Below are 18,738 nucleotides of genomic sequence, written 5' to 3' on the forward strand. Positions count from 1 at the left end.
CGCCCTCGGGCACCGATAGCGCACGTGCACGGAACGTGGAAGAAGAAGCGCGTAGCCTGGAAAGGCAGAGTCGTTCGCTATGTCGGCAGAAGCGTGCTAAACTTATTTTGTACAGACTTCTGATAGCTTCCTATCTGTTTCGTCAGCGATCCTGCTCACTCCGTCCTTCGCAATCGATCCGGCAGTTGTCATTGTGCTTCCGTCCGGAACTCTGAGCATCACCCATTCATCGGCCGACTCGTGGACGCCACTAGTCCGCGTCCGCAAAGGAGACTCCTGTATGACACAGAAACCCACCTCGCAGGCTCAACCCCTCGCATCAGATTGGGTCCGCATCCCTGATGGCACCAGGGTTAAACACCGCCTCGAAGGGCACGAAGGAGTGATTGACGGGTTAACCGAAATGGTTTCCGGCGCGATGCGGAATCCGGACGGGAGAACCCAGTACCGGATGAATATTGGAACCTCGACCCGGCAACTCGTCACCCAAGACGACCTGAATATTCTCCTCGATCGTGAGAATCTGGTCATCATGGTCCGCCAAAAAGAGCCGTATCGACGCTCTGTCACTGAGCGATTACACAGCATCCTTAGCGCGGACCGATTCATCAAATCCGCGTAACACAGGGTTCGAAGGCAACGCATTATTGCCGAGCACTTACACAGAGGAGGCGTGATGGCTGAGACCTGCTACTCGCAAGGCAAGAAAATCCTCCTCATGCCCGAACAACAGCCCAATGGCACGTGGCGATGTCGCTTCGTGATTCCCGGACTCCTCGAGTCCACCATGGGCACCTCCGTCGACGCACCGCTGGGGAGATACAAGTCCGAATGGGATGCCAAGACCGCAGCCTTTTCGTTAGCCAAGAAAGCCATTGATAACTCGTGTGCAGCGCGTGAAAGCAGTCCGCCAGGGAGAAAAGCATGAGCACGACCATCAAAAAGCGCCATCGTGAACAGACCAGACAAGAGCGGCAACAGAACAAAGATGCACGCAGGGCTCAGCGCAAGACCGAGAAACCCGTATCGGCCCATTCGGACAGTCAGGAAGACCCCGACTTGGCCGGCATGGTCGCCGGCCCTCAAGACCCCGTCGTTGCGTTCACCGGCTAAGTACTTCTAGACCCCTTCGCAAGACAAGTGGCTATTTCAATAGAGGTGTGTTAGTCTCTCAATGTTCGACGCGGCGGGCCTCGCGTGGAATATAATGATCGAACGGCCCATCACCGATGTTGTTCTCACCGAGATTCTGATCGGAAGCCTGACCTAAGCCGCCTCACTGATAGCGTCTTCGGCCCTCTCCTTCCCCTCGGGAAGTTGTTCTCGCGTCCCAGACAATGTCACTTTCCGGAAGGAGGAACCCCCATGGGTTCAAAACTTTATGTCGGCGGGTTGCCTTATGCGGCAACTGAATCACAGCTCACCACCTTGTTCGCCGCGCACGGCACAGTCGAATCTGCGCGCGTGATCGCGGACAAGTTCACGGGACAATCACGGGGCTTCGGCTTCGTCGAGATGTCGACACCAGAAGAAGCCAAGGCAGCTATTACTGCATTGAACGGCTCACAGATGGATGGACGCCCGTTGACGGTCAACGAAGCTAAGCCCCAAGAACCGCGCACGGGCGGCGGTGGTGGCGGCGGCGGTCGTTTCGGCGGCGGCGGCGGCGGCGAGAAGCGCGGCCGGTTCTAGTTCAGTCGATGCAAGGAGGAGCGCGTCATTGCGCTCCTCCTTCTCCCTCGCTCCCACAAGGAGACTTCCTCATGCCCACTCCCCCAACATCAGCCACACACCCAGCCGTTCCGAACTATTTGACGACGGCGCTCTTTGGTATTGTCACGGCTGTCGCCATGGTCGGCGTGCCGGCGTTCGGCTATTTCTACGGATATAGCTGGGTCGACTGGACGTTGTTCGGAGTGCTCTATGTGGTCACAGGGTTGGGGATCACGGTGGGGTACCATCGACTGCTCTCGCACCGCAGCTTTGAATGCCCGAATTGGGTGAAAGCCGTACTCTTAGTGGCCGGAGGATGGGCGCTAGAAAACTCTGCCCTGAAGTGGGCGGCCGACCATATTCGCCATCATGCGGCCTGCGATCAGGACGCTGATCCCTACAATGCGACTAGAGGATTTTGGTACAGCCACTGCGGATGGTTGTTTTATAAAGACGCGAACGCGAACGACAAATACGCATCCCGATTACGCCAGGACTCGGTTGTCATGTGGCAACATCGCCACTATTGGATGATCGTGCTCTCCGGCCTCGGACTCACGTTTGCCGTGGGCTTTCTCTACAACGGCTGGATGGGCGGGCTGGGATGCTTTCTGCTCGCGGGCGTCGGTCGCGCCTTTGCTGTGCTCAACTCAACCTTTTGCATTAATTCAGTCTGTCACCTCTGGGGACGTCAGCCGCATAGCCAGGCAGATTCCAGCCGCGACAGCTGGTGGGTATCCTTGCTGACATTCGGCGAGGGATACCACAATTACCACCACACGCATCAAAACGATTACCGCAACGGCCCCCGGTGGTACAACTTCGACCCGTCGAAGTGGCTGATCTTCACACTGTCAAAACTGGGCCTGGCCTCATCGCTCAGGACCGCGGCCTCTTCCGCACGCTAGCCGTCACAACTGACGACGACTCTCCGCCCGTTCACGTTCCGGAAGCCGGCTTCCAACCGGCGAGCACGCATCGTTGCGCGATCAACGGGCGCACGCCGTGGAGATCTTCCGATACCCGCGTCATAACACGTTCGGCTAGTAGTTGATCATCAAAACATTCAAATACGTCGTCAAGGAATCCGCCTCGCAACAGCGGATGATGCAAGAGCTCCTGGCCTGGACCGGTCGCTACCTCCAGCGGATACTCCGCCACCTCAAGACGGTGGAGACCGGCTCTATCGAGCCATTCCCTCCCCTCCTCCGCTGACGGCCGCTCCGCGATATAGGCTTCGAGACGTCGGCGCTCTGTGAGCAGCCCTAGCCTCGCCATCTCCTGATCGACCCGACGCCATAAGGAATCGAAGGTGCCGAGCGATGGAAACGTCAGAACCATCTGGCCGCCTGGATTCAGGTGAGCTACCAACCCTTGGATGACGTCGAAGCGATGCGGGCGAAAGAACATCACGGACAGATTGCCGGTGATGCGATCATAGGCGGGAAGATCCGCCGGCAATGCACGGAGGTCGACACACTCAAATTGCAGCCAGGGAAGGTGGGAGCCCTGGATCGATCGCGCACGCGCCACTTGTCCGAGACTCACATCGATACTGAGCACCCGGCCACCGGGGCCAACCTGCTCGGCCACGTAGAACGCCGGAATACCATGGCCGCCCGCTACATCAAGAACCGTGGCGCCGGGACACAGATCGAGATGGCGCAACAACGACTCGGCAAACGGCGTGGACCAGTAATCGTGCAGAGGAAGATGCCAACGGGATGTCACAGTATATTCTCGATGAAATCTGGTGCAGGCGCAGGCTACCGGCCGAACCGCATCCTGTCAATGCAGCAGCCCTCGCGTCTGACGGCATTACCCGATGCGTTCGTTACTTCTACTTCCTGTTGGACTTAGAACTGGGCGAGGATTTCCGTTCTGCAGTGTTCGTCGCAATTTGCTCAGCGGATTCGTCGGCACCGTCATTGTCCGTTTCGGACTCAGTCGTTTCTCCTTCAGCGAGGAGATCCTCGATTTGCCCTTCCGTGCAGGTCAACTCTTGCGGGCTCGAGACTGAAGGCGCATGAGTTGCCGGCGAGTTCTTCTCCAGCGTCGGTTTCCGAAGATCGTCTTTCATCATTTCCCTGCTTCCAATCCTGCGCACATTCGATGCGGCTCGCCTAGCAAGACCGCTCATTCACCGGGTTCGGGATCTGCTACATGCGGTACAGCGGCACACCAGCGTCCTCGTGAAGACACTGGCATGCCCTACCGCTCAGCACCACGTACGATGGACTTCGCTCACCCGTTCGGTGCCGTCCACCAGGTTAATTTCCCATTTCACATCGTCCGGGATGGACACCACTTTGAGGTCAGCGCAATGACCGTTCGCTTCGGATGCCAGCTCCTCGACGACCCGCACGAGATGCTGATCATCCCGCGGAATCATCATCCCGCACTGATTTAAACTGGGTTCGCGCACGGCCGCTGCATTCGGCCAATACACCCCGGGATCGGACTCTCCCAAGGCCTCCGCCTGTCCCAATTCACGCAACCGTACAAATGCTTTATGGCTCACACAGAAGTTTTCGTAGCTCGTATTGATCACGATCTTTTTCATGATACTCACCCCCGCTTGATAGGACTCATACGACTGAGACAGCCACTCACTCTTGAGGCAACGAGACCTAGGAGCTTGCTGCCTTCGGTTCAGGATCCTTGTAACCGATATAGTTGCCAGTCCATGTTGAATAGCGGCGATTCGCCCAGGTGCTGACTTCTTCTTTCTGCACTTCCCCATACCGCTTCTGGAGCACCGTGCCGAACTTCGCCACATCGCCCGCGATCTCGACGAGATCTTCGTCTGTGATCTTGCCCCACGTTGTCTTGAGCGGTTTCTTCAGTTGTAGCCAAAATTGTCCGAACTGTTCCTGATTCATCGGGTCCCCCTTGGTATGTGGATAGTCAACCCCGGCATCTGCAGGAAACAGACGACGGGCGCAATGCGCGACCGCATTCGGTCAGTAGAGACGGAAGTACCGGCGTAAAAGCGGCGGAGACCGGAGAATCAGACGCGCAGAAACATTGCAGGGAAGGAGGCGCGAGAGATGGGACAGTCGACGAGGCTCGCTACGTCATCTACACCCTACAGGGCCTCAGGGGGAGAGTCAATGGCAGACCGGCGCTGAGAACCGGGTAACGCCGCGCAGTCAGCCGCACTCACACCCCGTCGCGATGAGCTCCTGCCAGACCGATTAGGCGTGAGGCTTTTCAGCCTGCAGCTTCTTATGAAGATATTTCCGGCTCAGCGTGGTGATGAGGAACGCGAGGCCGACGGCAACCGGGACAAACACGGCAGAGGCTACGTTCGGGTTATGCATCCACCCCAGTTCATGGAGGCCCTTGAAGATATATCCGGCAAGCCCGCTGAGATAGTACGCGATCACAATCACCGACAGCCCTTCAACGGTATGCTGAAGGATTGCCTGGCTCTTCGTCGTCTTGTCGACACTCATCAACAACGCCAGATTCTGAGATTCCAGCATCAAATCGACACGGGTTCGGATGATGGCAATCATCCCCTCAAACCCGCTACTCAACGTCTCGATCCGCTTTAACAACTGTTGATACCCGTCCGCCACGCCGGTCACACCGCTCAGGATGTAATCGGACAGCGGCCGATGCGGAGCATAGGGCCGCTCGACCATGGACGCGAGGGTGGCATGCACGATCTTGTCGTACGGCACCGCCGCCGACAATTCAAAATGGAGCTTCCCGGCCAGCCGATTGGTCTTCAACAGATCTTGCGTCAAACTGTTCAACCACCGCTGCAACGCCAGCGCGTCAGCATGGCTGATATGCCCGGTGATGATTTCCCGCTGCTTGAGATGGACTTGCTCGAACTTGTAGACCGAATCGATCGCGGCTGAAAACAGCGGTTTCTGCATAAGCAGCAAGTGATAGTACGTCTCGATCCTCACCACGGCGTCCACGATATTCTTGATGTGCGACACATCAATGCGTGTGGACCCGACACTCACCAGATACCGCTCCCGCCGATGTTCATCGGGCGTAAAACTGGTCACCACCGTCGTCTCGTCGTCGAAAATCCGGCTGCCATAGGCCACCGGGCCCGGCAGAATCTGATGTAATTCATCACGCGAGGGAATCGCCTCGGCGCTCAGCACAATATCCAACCGGCAGACCTCGGTCCCCAGCGGGGTAATCGAAAACCGATAGTCGGGAAAGGTCAACGGTCCGAACGTCAGCTGACTGCCTGGCGTTCCAGGCAAATGCCACAATTGATAGCTGTAATATTCTGTATGCGCCTGCCACACGACGATCAAGCGATCCCCGTTGGCCGCGACCTTCACCGCGTAGCCGAACGTCTCCCGCAACACCGTATGGTTCGGCGCCATCTGAAATGATTCAACCAGACGGCGAAACTCTTCCCGGCTCGCCGGGCGCTGCGTCGGAGGATCGGCCATCCGAAACGCCTTGTAGTGCACGTGGGCCGGCACCCGCAGCCACTCCGTCAACGGAATCTGCGGCCGCTCATGCAACTTGTGAATGAGGTCTTCGTGAGATGACTGGTCGATGTCCGGCTGTTCCATGCACCCTCCTTGGAGGTCGGCATTCTAACGCAATCCCTATCGCCTTCGCCAATCACGCGGTACGAACCATTCACGACCCACTACTCAAACATCCGGCACACTGTGGCACTCACGAAGCAAGAATCTCCCGATAGTAGGAATCGAGGAGTCCCTTGCGGGCAGGCTCAACCACGATAAGTTGCCGCTGATCAAAGGTGTTGGCACAATAGAGATATACCTGCCCTTCGGCCGATCCGAGTTCGACATGCAGTTGCCTACCATCGGGCTCCCGGCGAGTCTCTTCCTGGTGGACCAGGCGATCCGCAAGCGATTCCCACGCCCGCTGCGCTGACGGCCAATGATTTTCATACAGCGGCATGTCCGGATCTTGCGGATCACGTGAGACTGATCGACGCATCGGTCGATCGAACGGCAAGCCTTCGTCAGGTTCCGGCGCTTCGTTCCACGCATGAGGCAGTGCACGTCCCTTTTGCACCACATAGAACGGCCCGTCGTCGGCAACCTCCTCGACAAGGCGATACCGTATCGGTTCAGGATGCTCGACCAATTGCAGACCCCGTCGAGCCAGCGCCCGTTGAAAGGGCACCAGCCGGGCGAGTTGGCGGGTCTTCTCGAAGATAACCATGCATCCACCCGGACTGAGCACCTCGCTGAGCCGATCGAGCCGCACATCGATGCCGGTCCGCTGCTCAAACGCATCCTGCTGCCGTTCATCGTGCACCCGCTCGAAGGTGGTCCAGTCACGGCTCGGCATTCCCGGATCTTGCTCAGCCTGAACCAGCGCATGGGTTGCGGTGATCAGATCATACGATCCGCGAAGCGCTTCCACCTCCACATCACGGCATTCGAAGCGGACATTGCTCAGCCCCAATTCACTGGCTTTCGATTGCGCCACGGCAATCGACCTGGAGGAGCGATCGATCCCAACAAACTGCGTCGCCGGGCAATGCCTCGCATAGAGCGTGGTGAGAATCCCCACCCCGCATCCGTAATCCAGGACCGTGGCCGCCGCGCCGATTCGAGGCACCACACGGCGGCCGATCTCCATGAAGTATTCATAGCGCTGGCTGTAGAGGACGGGAAGAATATGAGCTTCCGCCGTCAGATCGTAGAAGGCGATTTCGCCCTGACGATCGCCGCTGCGCTTCCGCTCGACCTGCGCATTGAGCCGATTCAGATCCGCCGCAGACAGCGTCGCTCGCTGCCAGGCGAAGTAATCCGCATCGGACGAGAACGATCGAAGGCCCCAGTGGGCGAGGTGAGCATGAAGGGAGGCTTGCGGAGAATCGATCGGCATACCTGATCAGCAGAACGAAATCGGCAGGATGCTCAAAACGGCTGTCCAGCAAGGCCGAAGCCAGCGCAGAAGCGACGCGTACTCACAGCAGTACGTGGAGCCCTGCGCGCCGCGAGAACGCCGCAGGCGGGCTGTTTCAGCATCCTGCTAAGCGCGCTTCAGCATGATGGCATCTTCGTACGTATCCGGCACCGGATGCGGATAGCGCAACTGCCCACCGCCGAACGCCACATACTTCTCGTTCGTCAGCTGTTCGAGGCCGATCGGCCCTTTCGCCTGCACGCGAGACAGATTGAGACCGATGTCCGGCCCCATCCCATACCCGTCGCCGGAGTTGAGCCGCGTCGAGGCGTTGACCATCACAGCCGTCGCATCCACCTCTCGCGAAAACCGCATCGCGGAATTATAGTCGGACGTGGCAATCACGGCCGTCAGACAGGGTCCATGGTCGGCAATGTGCGCCAGCGCCTCATCGAGCCCCGCCACCATCTTGATCGCCAAGACCGGCGACTGGAACTGCCGGTCCCAGTCTTCGTCGGTGGCCGGAGTGACCGCTTCGTGTCCGGTCATCGCCATTTGTCCCATGAGCGCCACGGTTTTCGGACAGCCGATCACCTGAATCTTATATTCTTCAAGCAGACGGCGAATGAGCGCCGCCAAGAACGGCCGCGCCATCCCCTGCTGCACTAACAGGGTATCAATAGAGTTCGTGGAAGTCGCATGCTGAATCTTTGAATTGATGACGACGTTCTGCGCGATAGGGATATCCACGTCCGCATCGACGTAGGCATGGCTGATCCCGTAGTCGTAGCAGAGGATCGGCATCTTCGCCTGCTCATGCATGGCTTTGCGAAGGCCGGGCCCGCCGCGAGGCACGATCGCATCCACGCTCTTCCCGGCGCGCATGATTTCCAGCGCCACTTCCTTCTCGGGCCGGTCGACCAACAACCAGGCGCCTGAGGGAATCCCTGCGCGCTCCGCCTCTTCACGCATGCGCGATTCAATGGCCTGATGCGTCCGATTCCATTCGAACGCCGGACGAAAGACACACACGTTTCCGGACTTGAGACAGAGGGCCAGGGACTCCACGGTAATCAACGGTTTCATTTCTGAAATCACGCCGACCACCCCGATGGGCACGCGGACCCGGTTTACTTGCAACCCGTCAGGCCGCTCCCACCGCTTGGTCACCGCACCGACCGGATCGGGCAAATCCGCGATCAGACGAAGCCGGTCGGCCAACTCCTTCACATCATCCGGCATCATCCGCACGCGCGTGACCGCTTCTTTCACCCGCTCTCCCCGCAACCCTTCCCCAAGCAGCGTCTTGCCCACGGCATCGACATCCAGCACGTTCGCCGCAAAAATCTGTTCCTCATCCGCTTGCAACCGGTCCGCCATAGCACGCAGCGCGCGATCCTTCACGGGGCCCGAGAGCAACGCCAAGGGACGCTGCACATCGCGGCATGTTTTCAACAACTTATCGATGTACATCTTAACGGGAACTTCCGGCATGTGACCCCCCGTGATAAATGAACCGTCGCGCGAGCGTGCAACTATAACATGCGATTTTTTAGGGAGTAAAGACGACCGTTTACCGCGGTGCCGGTGTATGGACAGAATAAAGTTCTTACCACCCTGCCATATACAGGATCGGCAAAGAGGTTTCTCCGCCATTCCTCCTGATGGCGTTTTTCTCGTAGAAATATAAAACTGGTTCTCTTCAGGTAATAGTCAAGCACACCAGGAGGGCGAGTCATGTTTGACGAACAATCTCATGGTATCAAGATATCGCGCCAAACCCTGTACGGCCAAGTCTGGTCCACGCCCATGACCAAGCTAGCCAAGGAGTATGGAATTTCAGACGTGGCGTTGGCCAAGATCTGCAAGAAACTGAACGTTCCCTACCCAGGTCGCGGCTACTGGCGGAGAAAGGAGACCGGCAAAGCCGTCAAGCGGCCTCCCCTCCCACCCAACTCAGATCCAGCAAAACAGGCTGTGACGATTCATCCTACTATTCGACCTGCCTCTCTAGAACCGGCTTCAGAAGAAACCACTCAACGGATCACGGCTGAGCAGACTCCCGAACAAAAGATCGAGGTACCTGATCGTCTCGGCAAAACGCATCGACTGCTGAGTGGACAGCTAACCCAGTGGCGATCGGCCTCGGTTGATGAGTATGGTGCAATCCGGTCAGGTAGTTTGAGGCAGCTCAATATTCGGGTAAGCCCACAACACCTCTCTCGGGCGGTACGCATCATGAACGCCCTCTTCCTCGCGTTGGAGGCTCGCGGTCATCAAGTCGGCATTCAGGCCGGGTATAAGAAAACACTGGGCGTTCGTATCGACGGACAGCCCGTTGAGTTTGGGCTCGAAGAGAAATTTCAACGAAGTGAACGTTCAGAAGAGAAGAATCGAAAACAGGATCCTTGGGGATACCGTCGGTATGAGTACGTCTCCACCGGGACGCTGATGTTGAAGATCACCGAATGGGGAGCCGATGGACTGCAGAAGACCTGGAGCGATGGCAAAACCACCAAACTTGAAAACTACCTGAACGACTTTGTCGTGGGACTATTGAGGGTTGCGGAAGCGGTCAAGGCTCGTAGGCGGAAGCAGGAGCAAGAGGAACAGCTTCGACGAGAAGCCGAACGCCGACGTCAGGAAGAAGCGATCAAGCGGCAAGAAGAGTTGGCCAGACTGCAGGCCTTGGAGCAGGAAGCCGCGAATTGGGCAAAGGCCCAGCAACTAAGAACCTACCTGTCAGCCCTCAAGGACATGCTAACCATCAAACATGGCGAGATTCAGCCAGGAAGCCGTGCAGATCAATGGCTTACCTGGGCGCATCAACATGCGGATCGGCTAGATCCACTGGTAAACAGCTGAATTTACACTTACTTCCCCTCCCAAGTTGGGATGCATTCTTAGAAGGAAACGGGTATTCTGCGGCGGCAAATCCTTTAGCAGCCAGGGTCTTGGTATATGGCAGAACTGGACAAGAAAGCTCTCACCGAACGAGATATCTGCACCAAGTTTATTACGCCCGCACTAGTCGGTTCAGATACTGCCAAGTGGAATGTGATGACCCAGCTTCGCGAGGAGTATTACTTCACCAAGGGCCGGGTTATTGTTCGCGGGAAGACGGTGAAACGAGGTGAGGCGAAGAAAGCGGACTATCTACTCTTCTATAAGCCAAACATTCCCATCGCCATCATCGAAGCCAAGGACAATAACCACTCAGTAGGCGCTGGGATGCAGCAGGCATTGGAATATGCCGAGACTCTCGATGTCCCGTTTGCCTACAGCTCTAACGGTGATGCCTTTCTAGAGCACGATCGTACGTCTACATCCGAGACGGTGGAGAGGGAAATCCCCCTCAGTGACTTTCCATCGCCCGAAGAGCTCTGGGCACGTTTTTGCCAATCCAAAACCTATACTGCCAAGCAAGCACATGCGACTACACAGGATTATTTTGATGATGGCTCGGGGAAATTGCCTCGCTATTATCAGCTCATCGCTATCAATCGAACCGTCGATGCAATTACCCGTGGTGAGAACCGCATTCTGCTTGTCATGGCTACCGGCACAGGGAAGACCTACACGGCGTTCCAGATCATCTGGCGCTTGTGGAAGTCAGGAGCGAAAAAGCGCATCCTCTTCCTCGTCGATCGCAACATCCTCGCCGACCAAACCAAGACCAACGATTTCAAACCGTTCGGTCAAGCGATGACCAAGATCACCAAGCGCACGGTTGATAAAGCATTCGAGATTTACCTCTCGCTGTACCAGGCCGTCACGGGCACCGAGGAAGAACAGAATATTTACAAGCAGTTCTCCCCGGATTTCTTTGATCTTGTCGTCGTGGACGAGTGCCACCGAGGCAGCGCGGCCGAAGATGCCAACTGGCGCAAGGTGCTGGAGTATTTCTCTTCGGCTACTCAGATCGGCATGACGGCCACACCCAAGGAGACGAAGGATGTCTCCAACATCGAATACTTCGGCGACCCGCTCTACACCTACTCACTCCGGCAGGGTATCTCCGATGGCTTTCTCGCGCCATACAAGGTGGTCCGTATTGGCATTGATAAAGACTTGGAAGGGTGGCGGCCAGAAAGGGGTAAAACGGACAAGTATGGTCAGGTGATCGAAGATCGCGAATACAATGTCACCGACTACGACCGCAATCTCATCCTTGAAAAGCGGACGGAACTGGTCGCCGCGAAGATCACCGAGTTCTTAACGGCGACCGATCGCTTCGCCAAAACGATCGTCTTTTGCGAAAACATCCCCCATGCTGAGCGGATGCGTCAGGCGCTGGTCAACGCCAATCCAGACCTGGCTGCGGCCAATAGCAAGTATGTGATGAGGATCACCGGCGACAATGAAGAAGGAAAGGCCCAGCTCGATAATTTCATCGACCCTGAATCCACGTTTCCAGTCATCGCCACGACCTCGCAGTTGATGTCCACCGGCGTAGATGCTCAAACCTGCCATCTCATCGTGCTGGATAAGACCATCAATTCGATGACGGAGTTCAAGCAAATCATCGGTCGTGGGACGCGCATCAATGAAGACTACAATAAGCTCTTTTTCACCATCATGGATTTCAAACGAGCCACGGCGCTCTTTGCGGATCCAGACTTCGATGGCGAGCCCGTTCAGATCTATGAACCTCGCCAGAATGAGTCACCAGTTCCTCCTGATGAGATGGAGGGGCGGGATGAAGTGCACCCTGATGACTATGCTGATCTTGGTTCGGAGGGTGATGAAGAGCCGCCTGCGGTCCATGAACGTCCGGCGAAGTACTACGTGAACGATGTAGAGGTGACCGTTGCGACGGAGCGGGTTCAATATCTTGATGAACATGGCCAACTCATTACGGAGTCGCTCAAAGACTACACGCGCAAGACCGTACGGAAATCCTACACGTCGCTCGACGCCTTCCTGAACGCCTGGAAGGATGCCGACCGCAAGCAGGCCATCGTTGAAGAGCTTTCAAGCCGTGGCGTGTTTCTGGATGAACTCGCTGAGCAGGTCGGTCGAGACTACGATGCCTTTGACCTCATCTGCCATGTCGCCTTCGACCAGCCACCGCTCACACGCCGCGAGAGAGCCGACAAGGTCAAGAAGCGGCATGTCTTTGCCAAGTATGGCGCAAGCACGAGGGCTGTGCTCGAAGCCTTGCTTGAGAAGTATGCCGATGGCGGCATTAAGAGTGTGGAGTCTCTTGAAATCCTCAAAGTCGATCCACTGACGCACTTCGGAACGCCCATCGAAATCATCAATCTATTCGGGGGAAAGAATCACTACATAGCCGCCATCCGAGAACTCGAAACGGCCCTCTACCAGAAAGCTGCCTAGCCTATGCCTAACGTTTCGAACATCGTGAAAACCATCCAAGACATCATGCGCAAGGACGCCGGGACTTATGGCGACGCGCAACGACTCGAACAGCTCGGCTGGATGTTCTTCCTCAAGATATTTGACGATAGCGAGAGGCAGAGGGAGCTTTTCGACGACGCCTACAAATCTCCGCTTCCAAAACATCTCCGCTGGCGGACGTGGGCTACCGACGCTGAAGGGATCACAGGCGAGGCCCTCCTGGATTTTGTCGATAATACGCTGCTGCCAAAGCTTGAGAATCTTTCGGGCGGTGCTGACAAGATTGCGGGACTGATCCGCATGACGTTCAAAGACGTCAATAACTACATGAAGAACGGCACGTTGATGCGCCAGGTCATCAACAAGATCAACGACATCGATTTCAATGCGTCCGATGACCGCCATATGTTCGGCGATATCTACGAGAAGCTCCTCAAGGATCTACAGTCTGCCGGTAACGCAGGTGAGTTTTATACCCCACGGGCCGTGACGCAATTTATCGTTGAGCAGGTGAACCCCAGCCTGAAGAAGCGCGAAACTATCCTTGACCCGGCCTGTGGCACGGGAGGCTTCTTGGTCTGTGCCATTGAGCATTTGCGTAAACAGGCCAAGACCGAAGCCGATGAAGCCTTCATTCAGGAGTGTTTTTCTGGCATCGAAAAGAAACACCTGCCGCACGTCTTGTGCATGACAAACTTGCTGCTGCACGGCATTGATGTGCCTTCCAACGTGCGGCATGACAACACGCTGGCGCGCCCGCTGCGCGACTGGTCGCCCAAAGAGCGAGTGGACGTCATCGTCACGAACCCGCCGTTCGGTGGCATGGAGGAGGACGGCATCGAATCGAACTTTCCCTCAGAGTTCCGCACCCGCGAGACCGCCGATCTCTTCCTCGTGCTCCTCATGAAGATCCTCAAGCCCGGCGGCCGCGCCGGACTCGTGCTGCCTGACGGCACGCTGTTCGGCGAAGGCGTCAAAACACGCATCAAGGAAGCGCTGCTCAACGAGTGTAACCTGCATACCATCGTTCGGTTGCCCAACGGCGTCTTCAATCCCTACACCGGCATCCGTACGAATCTATTATTCTTCACCAAGGGCCGGCCTACGACAGAGGTCTGGTACTACGAGCATCCATATCCACCTGGCGCCAAGAGCTACAACAAGGGTAAACCTATCCGCATCGAGGAATTCGAAGGCGAGCGCGCCTGGTGGGGCATCGAGGCAGACGGCTTCAAAGCCCGCGTGGAGAACCAGCAGGCCTGGCGCGTCTCCATCGACACCATCAAGGCCGGCAACTTCAACCTGGACCTGAAAAACCCGCACAACCCCGACACCGGCCCCGGCGACGTGGACCACCTGCTGCCCGAGTACGAACAACTCCTCGCCCAAATCGCCGAGACACGCGCACAGTTGAAGGCTCAGCTCATGGCGGCGCTGACCCGATGAAAAAGAAGCCCGTCGTCGCTACACGAACCGCCGTGGCCAAGACTACGCCCGACAGCCTCGCTCCGCTCATGACGGAGGTGCGCAAGCTCATCCAGTCCGCCCGCCGAGGAGTTGCTTCCGTCGTCGATACGTTTCAGGTGATGACCAACTTCGAGATCGGTCGCCGCATCGTCGAGCATGAGCAGAAGGGTGAAAAGCGGGCCGCGTATGGGGCCGAACTGTTGAAGGAGCTTTCGGCGCGGCTGACGGAGGAGTTTGGGCGGGGGTTTTCTGTGGTGAACTTGTCGAATATGCGGAGATTTTTCCTCCTCTGGCAGAAGCGGATTCAGATTCTTCAGTCACCGGCTGGAAAATTGAGACTGCCCTCCTCAAAAGGCCGGTCGGCAACCGACCCATCGGCAATTATTCAGGCAGTGACTGAAAAATCGAACTCGCCCCCATTTGTCTTGAGTTGGACACATTACGTCGAGCTGCTCGACATCAACGACCCGGACGAACGGAGCTTTTACGAAATCGAGTCGGCCAACTCAGGCTGGAGCGTCCGCGAACTCAAACGCCAGAAAGCCGCCAGCCTCTATGAACGGCTCGCCCTCAGCCGCGACAAAGCCGGCATCAAGCGCCTCGCCCGCGAAGGGCAGATCGTCACGAAACCGGAAGACCTCTTCAAGGAACCCCTCGTGCTCGAATTCCTCGGTCTGGAAGAGCGCGCCCGCTACTCCGAGTCCGATCTCGAATCCGCCCTCATCACCCATCTCGAACAGTTCCTCCTCGAACTCGGCAAAGGCTTTCTCTTCGAGGCGCGGCAGAAGCGGTTCACCTTCGATGGCGACCACTACTTTCTCGACCTCGTGTTCTACAACCGCCTCCTGCGCTGCTACGTCGTCATTGATCTGAAGCTCGACAAGCTCACCCACCAGGATCTCGGCCAAATGCAGATGTATGTGAACCACTACGACCGCCAGGTGAAACTGCCGGAGGAAAACCCCACCGTCGGCCTGCTCCTGTGTAAGGAGAAGAAAGACGCCGTGGTAAAACTCACTCTGCCCAAAGGCGCCAACATCCACGCCAGGGAATACCAGCTCTACCTTCCCTCGAAGGAACTGCTCAAAGCCAAGCTCCTCGAATGGACCCGTGCTGAAGAAGCCAAGACATGAAGCTGGAAACCTTCTTCGAGAAGTTCGACCAGTTCGCCGACGCGCCCGATGCGGTGGCGAAGATGCGGAGCTTGATTCTGCGATTAGCGATGCAGGGAAAGCTTTCCGAACCTCACAAAGCCGACGATCCAGTTAGCGAATTGTTGCGCGATGTAGAGAAGGACAAAACGCGGCTTGGCCTCGAAAGCTCTGCCAAAGCTACAAACGGAACCTCTAGTATCTTGGGCGATGAACCGGAGGATGTGGTTCCCGCGAGATGGACTTGGGTGCGTTTCGGTAATATTGCACGCCACAACGCTGGGAAGACACTTGATAAGGGCCGTAATCGTGGGGATCTCCGAGACTACATCACGACTTCGAATCTTTATTGGGGATTCTTCCAACTCAATGCGGTCAGGCAAATGCCGATCCTGGACGATGAGCTTGAACGCTGCACGGCGATCAAAGGAGACCTCCTCATCTGCGAAGGAGGCGAGGCCGGACGAGCCGCAGTGTGGCCGCACGATCGCGACATTTCCTTTCAAAACCATGTCCACCGAGCGCGATTCTTCGCAGGGATCAATCCTTACTTTGTTCAGCGCTATTTAGAGAAGCTCAACGCTACCGGCGAGATCGAGAAATATCGGAAGGGCGTAGGCATCTCAAACATGTCGGGCAAGGCGTTGGCGAGCATACCGATTCCCCTCCCGCCCCTCGCCGAGCAGAAACGGATTGTGGCGAAGGTGGATGAGCTAATGGCGTTGTGTGATCGGCTGGAGGGGCAGCAGCAGGAACGGGAGACGCGGCACGCCGTGCTCGTCCGCGCAGCGCTGGCCCGCTTTGCCGACGCGCCCACCCCGGCCAACCTCGACCTGTTCTCCCACAAGTCCTACAGCATCCCCCCAGCGGACCTCCGCAAAACCATTCTTACTCTCGCCGTCCAAGGCAAACTCGTCCCTCAAGACCCTAACGACGAACCGGCGGAGTGTGCGCTTCGTATATGTGGTGTTGATATGAAGCGATGGGATGTCACGAAAGAGGAGGAGCGACAGGATGTCCCGAGTTCATGGACTTGGATTAGGTTCGCAGGAGTTGGCGAACAGCGGCTTGGGAAGATGCTCGATGCACAAAAGAACCGTGGGGAGTTGAAGCCCTATCTCAGAAACACTAACGTGCAGTGGATGCGGTTCGGACTCGACGATGTGAAGGAAATGCGCGTTGAAGAACGGGAAGAAGAGGAACTTCGGCTAAAGCATGGCGACTTATTGATTTGTGAAGGTGGAGAGCCAGGTCGGTGCGCCATCTGGCGCGACGAAGTTCCTGAAATGTATTTCCAGAAAGCCCTGCATCGCATTCGTCCATGCAATGCAGTCCTTTCTGAGCTCTTGGCGCTGAATCTTCAGATTGACTGCCAAAACGGGGTGCTCGCAAACTACTTCACGGGTGCAACAATCAAGCACCTCACAGGGCGCTCCCTGAGCTCGTATCCAATCCCTATTCCACCCCTTGCCGAGCAACGCCGCATTGTCGCCAAAGTGGATCAACTGATGGTCTTGGTAGACCAGTTGGAAATCCAGCTTGCGCATTCTCGTGATACCGCCGAGAAACTCATGGAAGCCGTGGTCACTGAACTGACTGCCCACTAATCTTCGTGGCGGGAGTACCTCCTCAACCTGTGCGTTGACGCAAACTTAGACCGTGACGCCATGCGCGTCCATCTCGAAGAGCTTAACGACTATGAAGGGGTGATGAATGACCTCGTGACTGCCCTCGGCGTGAACCGCTTCAACCCGTCCGTGAAACTGGGGGAAGACCAGTACAAACTTCATTCTTTACATACAGCCTGCTCTCCGCGCTGCAACGCAGCTTCTTGTCGACCCAGTCTCCAGCCGATCCAGCCCCAGAGCAGCATCATCGGCACCAGCACGCCGGCCAGGATGCCAGTCGTCGCCCCCAGGGCTTTGACCCCGGATACCAGCCAGCCGGTCGAGGCATCGCCCCCTCGCGATACGGCCGTATCGATGAAGTTCTTGGCTTTGTACTTGTCCTCACGATTCAACACGGTAAAGAGCACTTCACGGGCCGGCTTGGCAATGGCATATTCTCCCACCCGCCGCGCCACCGTGAGCGACAGAAAGATTGGCAGCAGAGGACTGACCACAATGGCCGCGAAGCCCGCCGCCGTCACAACCGGAAGCACCAGCAGCGCCGCTCCCAACCCGTACCTGAGCACCAGCCGATTCGTCACCCACACCTGCATCACGAACGTCAGGACATTCACGATGAGATCCAGCCCGGCAAACAGGCGAGTCCGGGCTTCAGGCGTGGAGATCTCGCGCCCTACCAGCGCAGTCTGTTCCATATACAGCACCGTCGCCGACATCGTGAGGAGGAAGAGATACGCACAGATGCCCAGGAGATAGGGAGAAGCCGCGACCGCCCGAATCCCCGCCCACATGCTGCCGCCCAGCGGCACATCGGCCGCCGTTTTCCCATAGGGCGCATGAACCGCGGCCCACCGGTCCAGTCGAGCAATACAGACCCCGCACAGCGCCAGCCATCCCGCCGACGCCAGCATCAACACAGGAATAGGCCATAGGTAGGTAATGCCCGTTGTCGCCAATGGGCCTGCGATCGCCCCCAGACTCCCCCCCGCGGCAATCACCCCGAACAGCCGAACGCCCTGCGCCGGGGCAAACACATCGGCCATGAAACTCCAAAACACGGACACCACGAACAGATTGAACACCGAGAGCCAGACGAAGAACGCCCGGGCGATCCACTCCGGATGCCACTGTGCCGTCATCGCCGCAAAAAACAGCAGCAGATGGCTGATGAAAAATCCATAGACCGACAACAGCAGGCGCGCGCGCGGCAACCGGGCCGACAAGAATCCAAACAGAGGCGTGGCAACGAGAAGCGTGAGAAACGTCCCGGTCATCATCCAGGGCAAGTGCCGCACGCCGCCTTCAATGGCCATCTCATCGCGCACCGGCCGCAGCATGTAGTAGCCGCACAACAGGCAGAAGAAATAGACAAACGACCAGAGCAGCGGCACCCGCTCCTCCGGCTCGGCCTTCACCCATTTCCAGATCGACAACTGCGACACAGTCTCCTTCCGATTCGTCTCCAGACAGTGCCCCACCGCTCTCCTCTCCCGCAAGAGAAAAAATTTGCTAGAATGGGCGCGGGATATCTACTACTCACACGC

The 18,738-nt window shown here is 57.2% G+C and carries 17 protein-coding genes; 10 read left to right on the forward strand and 7 right to left on the reverse strand.

Annotated elements, in window-relative coordinates; translation table 11 throughout:
* Window positions 1–280 precede the first annotated feature (280 nt).
* The 5 genes from Q8N04_15915 (at window position 281) to Q8N04_15935 (ending at window position 2,621) form a co-directional block, all read left to right on the forward strand.
* Window positions 281–622 (forward strand): hypothetical protein, encoded by a 342-nt coding sequence (locus tag Q8N04_15915; GenBank protein ID MDP3092161.1) that lies wholly within the window; start codon window positions 281–283, stop codon window positions 620–622.
* A gap of 54 nt (window positions 623–676) precedes the next feature.
* The gene (locus Q8N04_15920; protein MDP3092162.1) at window positions 677–928 is read left to right on the forward strand and encodes a hypothetical protein; all 252 of its coding nucleotides are present in this window, start codon (window positions 677–679) and stop codon (window positions 926–928) included.
* Window positions 925–1,113: a hypothetical protein gene (locus Q8N04_15925; GenBank protein ID MDP3092163.1), complete on the forward strand. Its 189-nt coding sequence runs from the start codon at window positions 925–927 to the stop codon at window positions 1,111–1,113. The genes Q8N04_15920 and Q8N04_15925 overlap by 4 nt, the downstream gene beginning before the upstream one ends.
* Window positions 1,114–1,365: 252 nt before the next feature.
* A complete protein-coding gene (locus Q8N04_15930; GenBank protein ID MDP3092164.1) occupies window positions 1,366–1,692 on the forward strand; it encodes an RNA-binding protein in 327 nt (108 codons plus the stop codon).
* Between the two features lie 71 nt (window positions 1,693–1,763).
* Window positions 1,764–2,621 (forward strand): fatty acid desaturase, encoded by an 858-nt coding sequence (locus Q8N04_15935; GenBank protein ID MDP3092165.1) that lies wholly within the window; start codon window positions 1,764–1,766, stop codon window positions 2,619–2,621.
* 31 nt (window positions 2,622–2,652) lie between these two features.
* Here Q8N04_15935 and Q8N04_15940 read toward each other — a convergent pair whose 3' ends face one another.
* The 6 genes from Q8N04_15940 to Q8N04_15965 all read right to left on the reverse strand — a co-directional run bounded on the left by Q8N04_15940 (window position 2,653) and on the right by Q8N04_15965 (window position 9,081).
* A complete protein-coding gene (locus Q8N04_15940; GenBank protein MDP3092166.1) occupies window positions 2,653–3,444 on the reverse strand; it encodes a class I SAM-dependent methyltransferase in 792 nt (263 codons plus the stop codon).
* Between the two features lie 487 nt (window positions 3,445–3,931).
* Window positions 3,932–4,276, reverse strand: coding sequence for a hypothetical protein (locus Q8N04_15945; GenBank protein ID MDP3092167.1), 345 nt, complete (start codon window positions 4,274–4,276; stop codon window positions 3,932–3,934).
* 67 nt (window positions 4,277–4,343) lie between these two features.
* Window positions 4,344–4,595, reverse strand: a complete 252-nt coding sequence (locus tag Q8N04_15950) for a hypothetical protein (GenBank protein ID MDP3092168.1) — start codon at window positions 4,593–4,595, stop codon at window positions 4,344–4,346.
* A 315-nt stretch (window positions 4,596–4,910) separates the two neighbouring features.
* Window positions 4,911–6,269, reverse strand: coding sequence for a DUF3422 family protein (locus Q8N04_15955; GenBank protein MDP3092169.1), 1,359 nt, complete (start codon window positions 6,267–6,269; stop codon window positions 4,911–4,913).
* 109 nt (window positions 6,270–6,378) lie between these two features.
* Window positions 6,379–7,566 carry a methyltransferase domain-containing protein gene (locus tag Q8N04_15960; GenBank protein ID MDP3092170.1) on the reverse strand — a complete coding sequence of 396 codons (1,188 nt, stop codon included), beginning with the start codon at window positions 7,564–7,566 and terminating at the stop codon, window positions 6,379–6,381.
* Window positions 7,567–7,713: 147 nt separating this feature from the next.
* The gene (locus tag Q8N04_15965; protein ID MDP3092171.1) at window positions 7,714–9,081 is read right to left on the reverse strand and encodes a glutamate-5-semialdehyde dehydrogenase; all 1,368 of its coding nucleotides are present in this window, start codon (window positions 9,079–9,081) and stop codon (window positions 7,714–7,716) included.
* A 243-nt stretch (window positions 9,082–9,324) separates the two neighbouring features.
* Between Q8N04_15965 and Q8N04_15970 the strand changes: the two genes are divergently transcribed.
* The 5 genes from Q8N04_15970 to Q8N04_15990 all read left to right on the forward strand — a co-directional run bounded on the left by Q8N04_15970 (window position 9,325) and on the right by Q8N04_15990 (window position 17,173).
* Window positions 9,325–10,452, forward strand: a complete 1,128-nt coding sequence (locus tag Q8N04_15970) for a hypothetical protein (GenBank protein MDP3092172.1) — start codon at window positions 9,325–9,327, stop codon at window positions 10,450–10,452.
* Between the two features lie 96 nt (window positions 10,453–10,548).
* Entirely contained in the window at window positions 10,549–12,927 is a 2,379-nt protein-coding gene (locus tag Q8N04_15975; GenBank protein ID MDP3092173.1) for a DEAD/DEAH box helicase family protein, read from the forward strand.
* A 3-nt stretch (window positions 12,928–12,930) separates the two neighbouring features.
* Window positions 12,931–14,394, forward strand: coding sequence for a class I SAM-dependent DNA methyltransferase (locus tag Q8N04_15980; protein ID MDP3092174.1), 1,464 nt, complete (start codon window positions 12,931–12,933; stop codon window positions 14,392–14,394).
* Complete coding sequence (locus tag Q8N04_15985; GenBank protein MDP3092175.1) at window positions 14,391–15,548, forward strand: PDDEXK nuclease domain-containing protein; 1,158 nt, start codon at window positions 14,391–14,393, stop codon at window positions 15,546–15,548. Before Q8N04_15980 ends, Q8N04_15985 begins: the two co-directional genes overlap by 4 nt.
* Window positions 15,545–17,173, forward strand: a complete 1,629-nt coding sequence (locus Q8N04_15990; protein ID MDP3092176.1) for a restriction endonuclease subunit S — start codon at window positions 15,545–15,547, stop codon at window positions 17,171–17,173. Before Q8N04_15985 ends, Q8N04_15990 begins: the two co-directional genes overlap by 4 nt.
* A gap of 179 nt (window positions 17,174–17,352) precedes the next feature.
* Here Q8N04_15990 and Q8N04_15995 read toward each other — a convergent pair whose 3' ends face one another.
* Window positions 17,353–18,636 (reverse strand): hypothetical protein, encoded by a 1,284-nt coding sequence (locus Q8N04_15995; GenBank protein ID MDP3092177.1) that lies wholly within the window; start codon window positions 18,634–18,636, stop codon window positions 17,353–17,355.
* Window positions 18,637–18,738 lie beyond the last annotated feature (102 nt).

It is taken from the genome of Nitrospira sp., assembly GCA_030692565.1.
Lineage (GTDB): Bacteria > Nitrospirota > Nitrospiria > Nitrospirales > Nitrospiraceae > Nitrospira_D.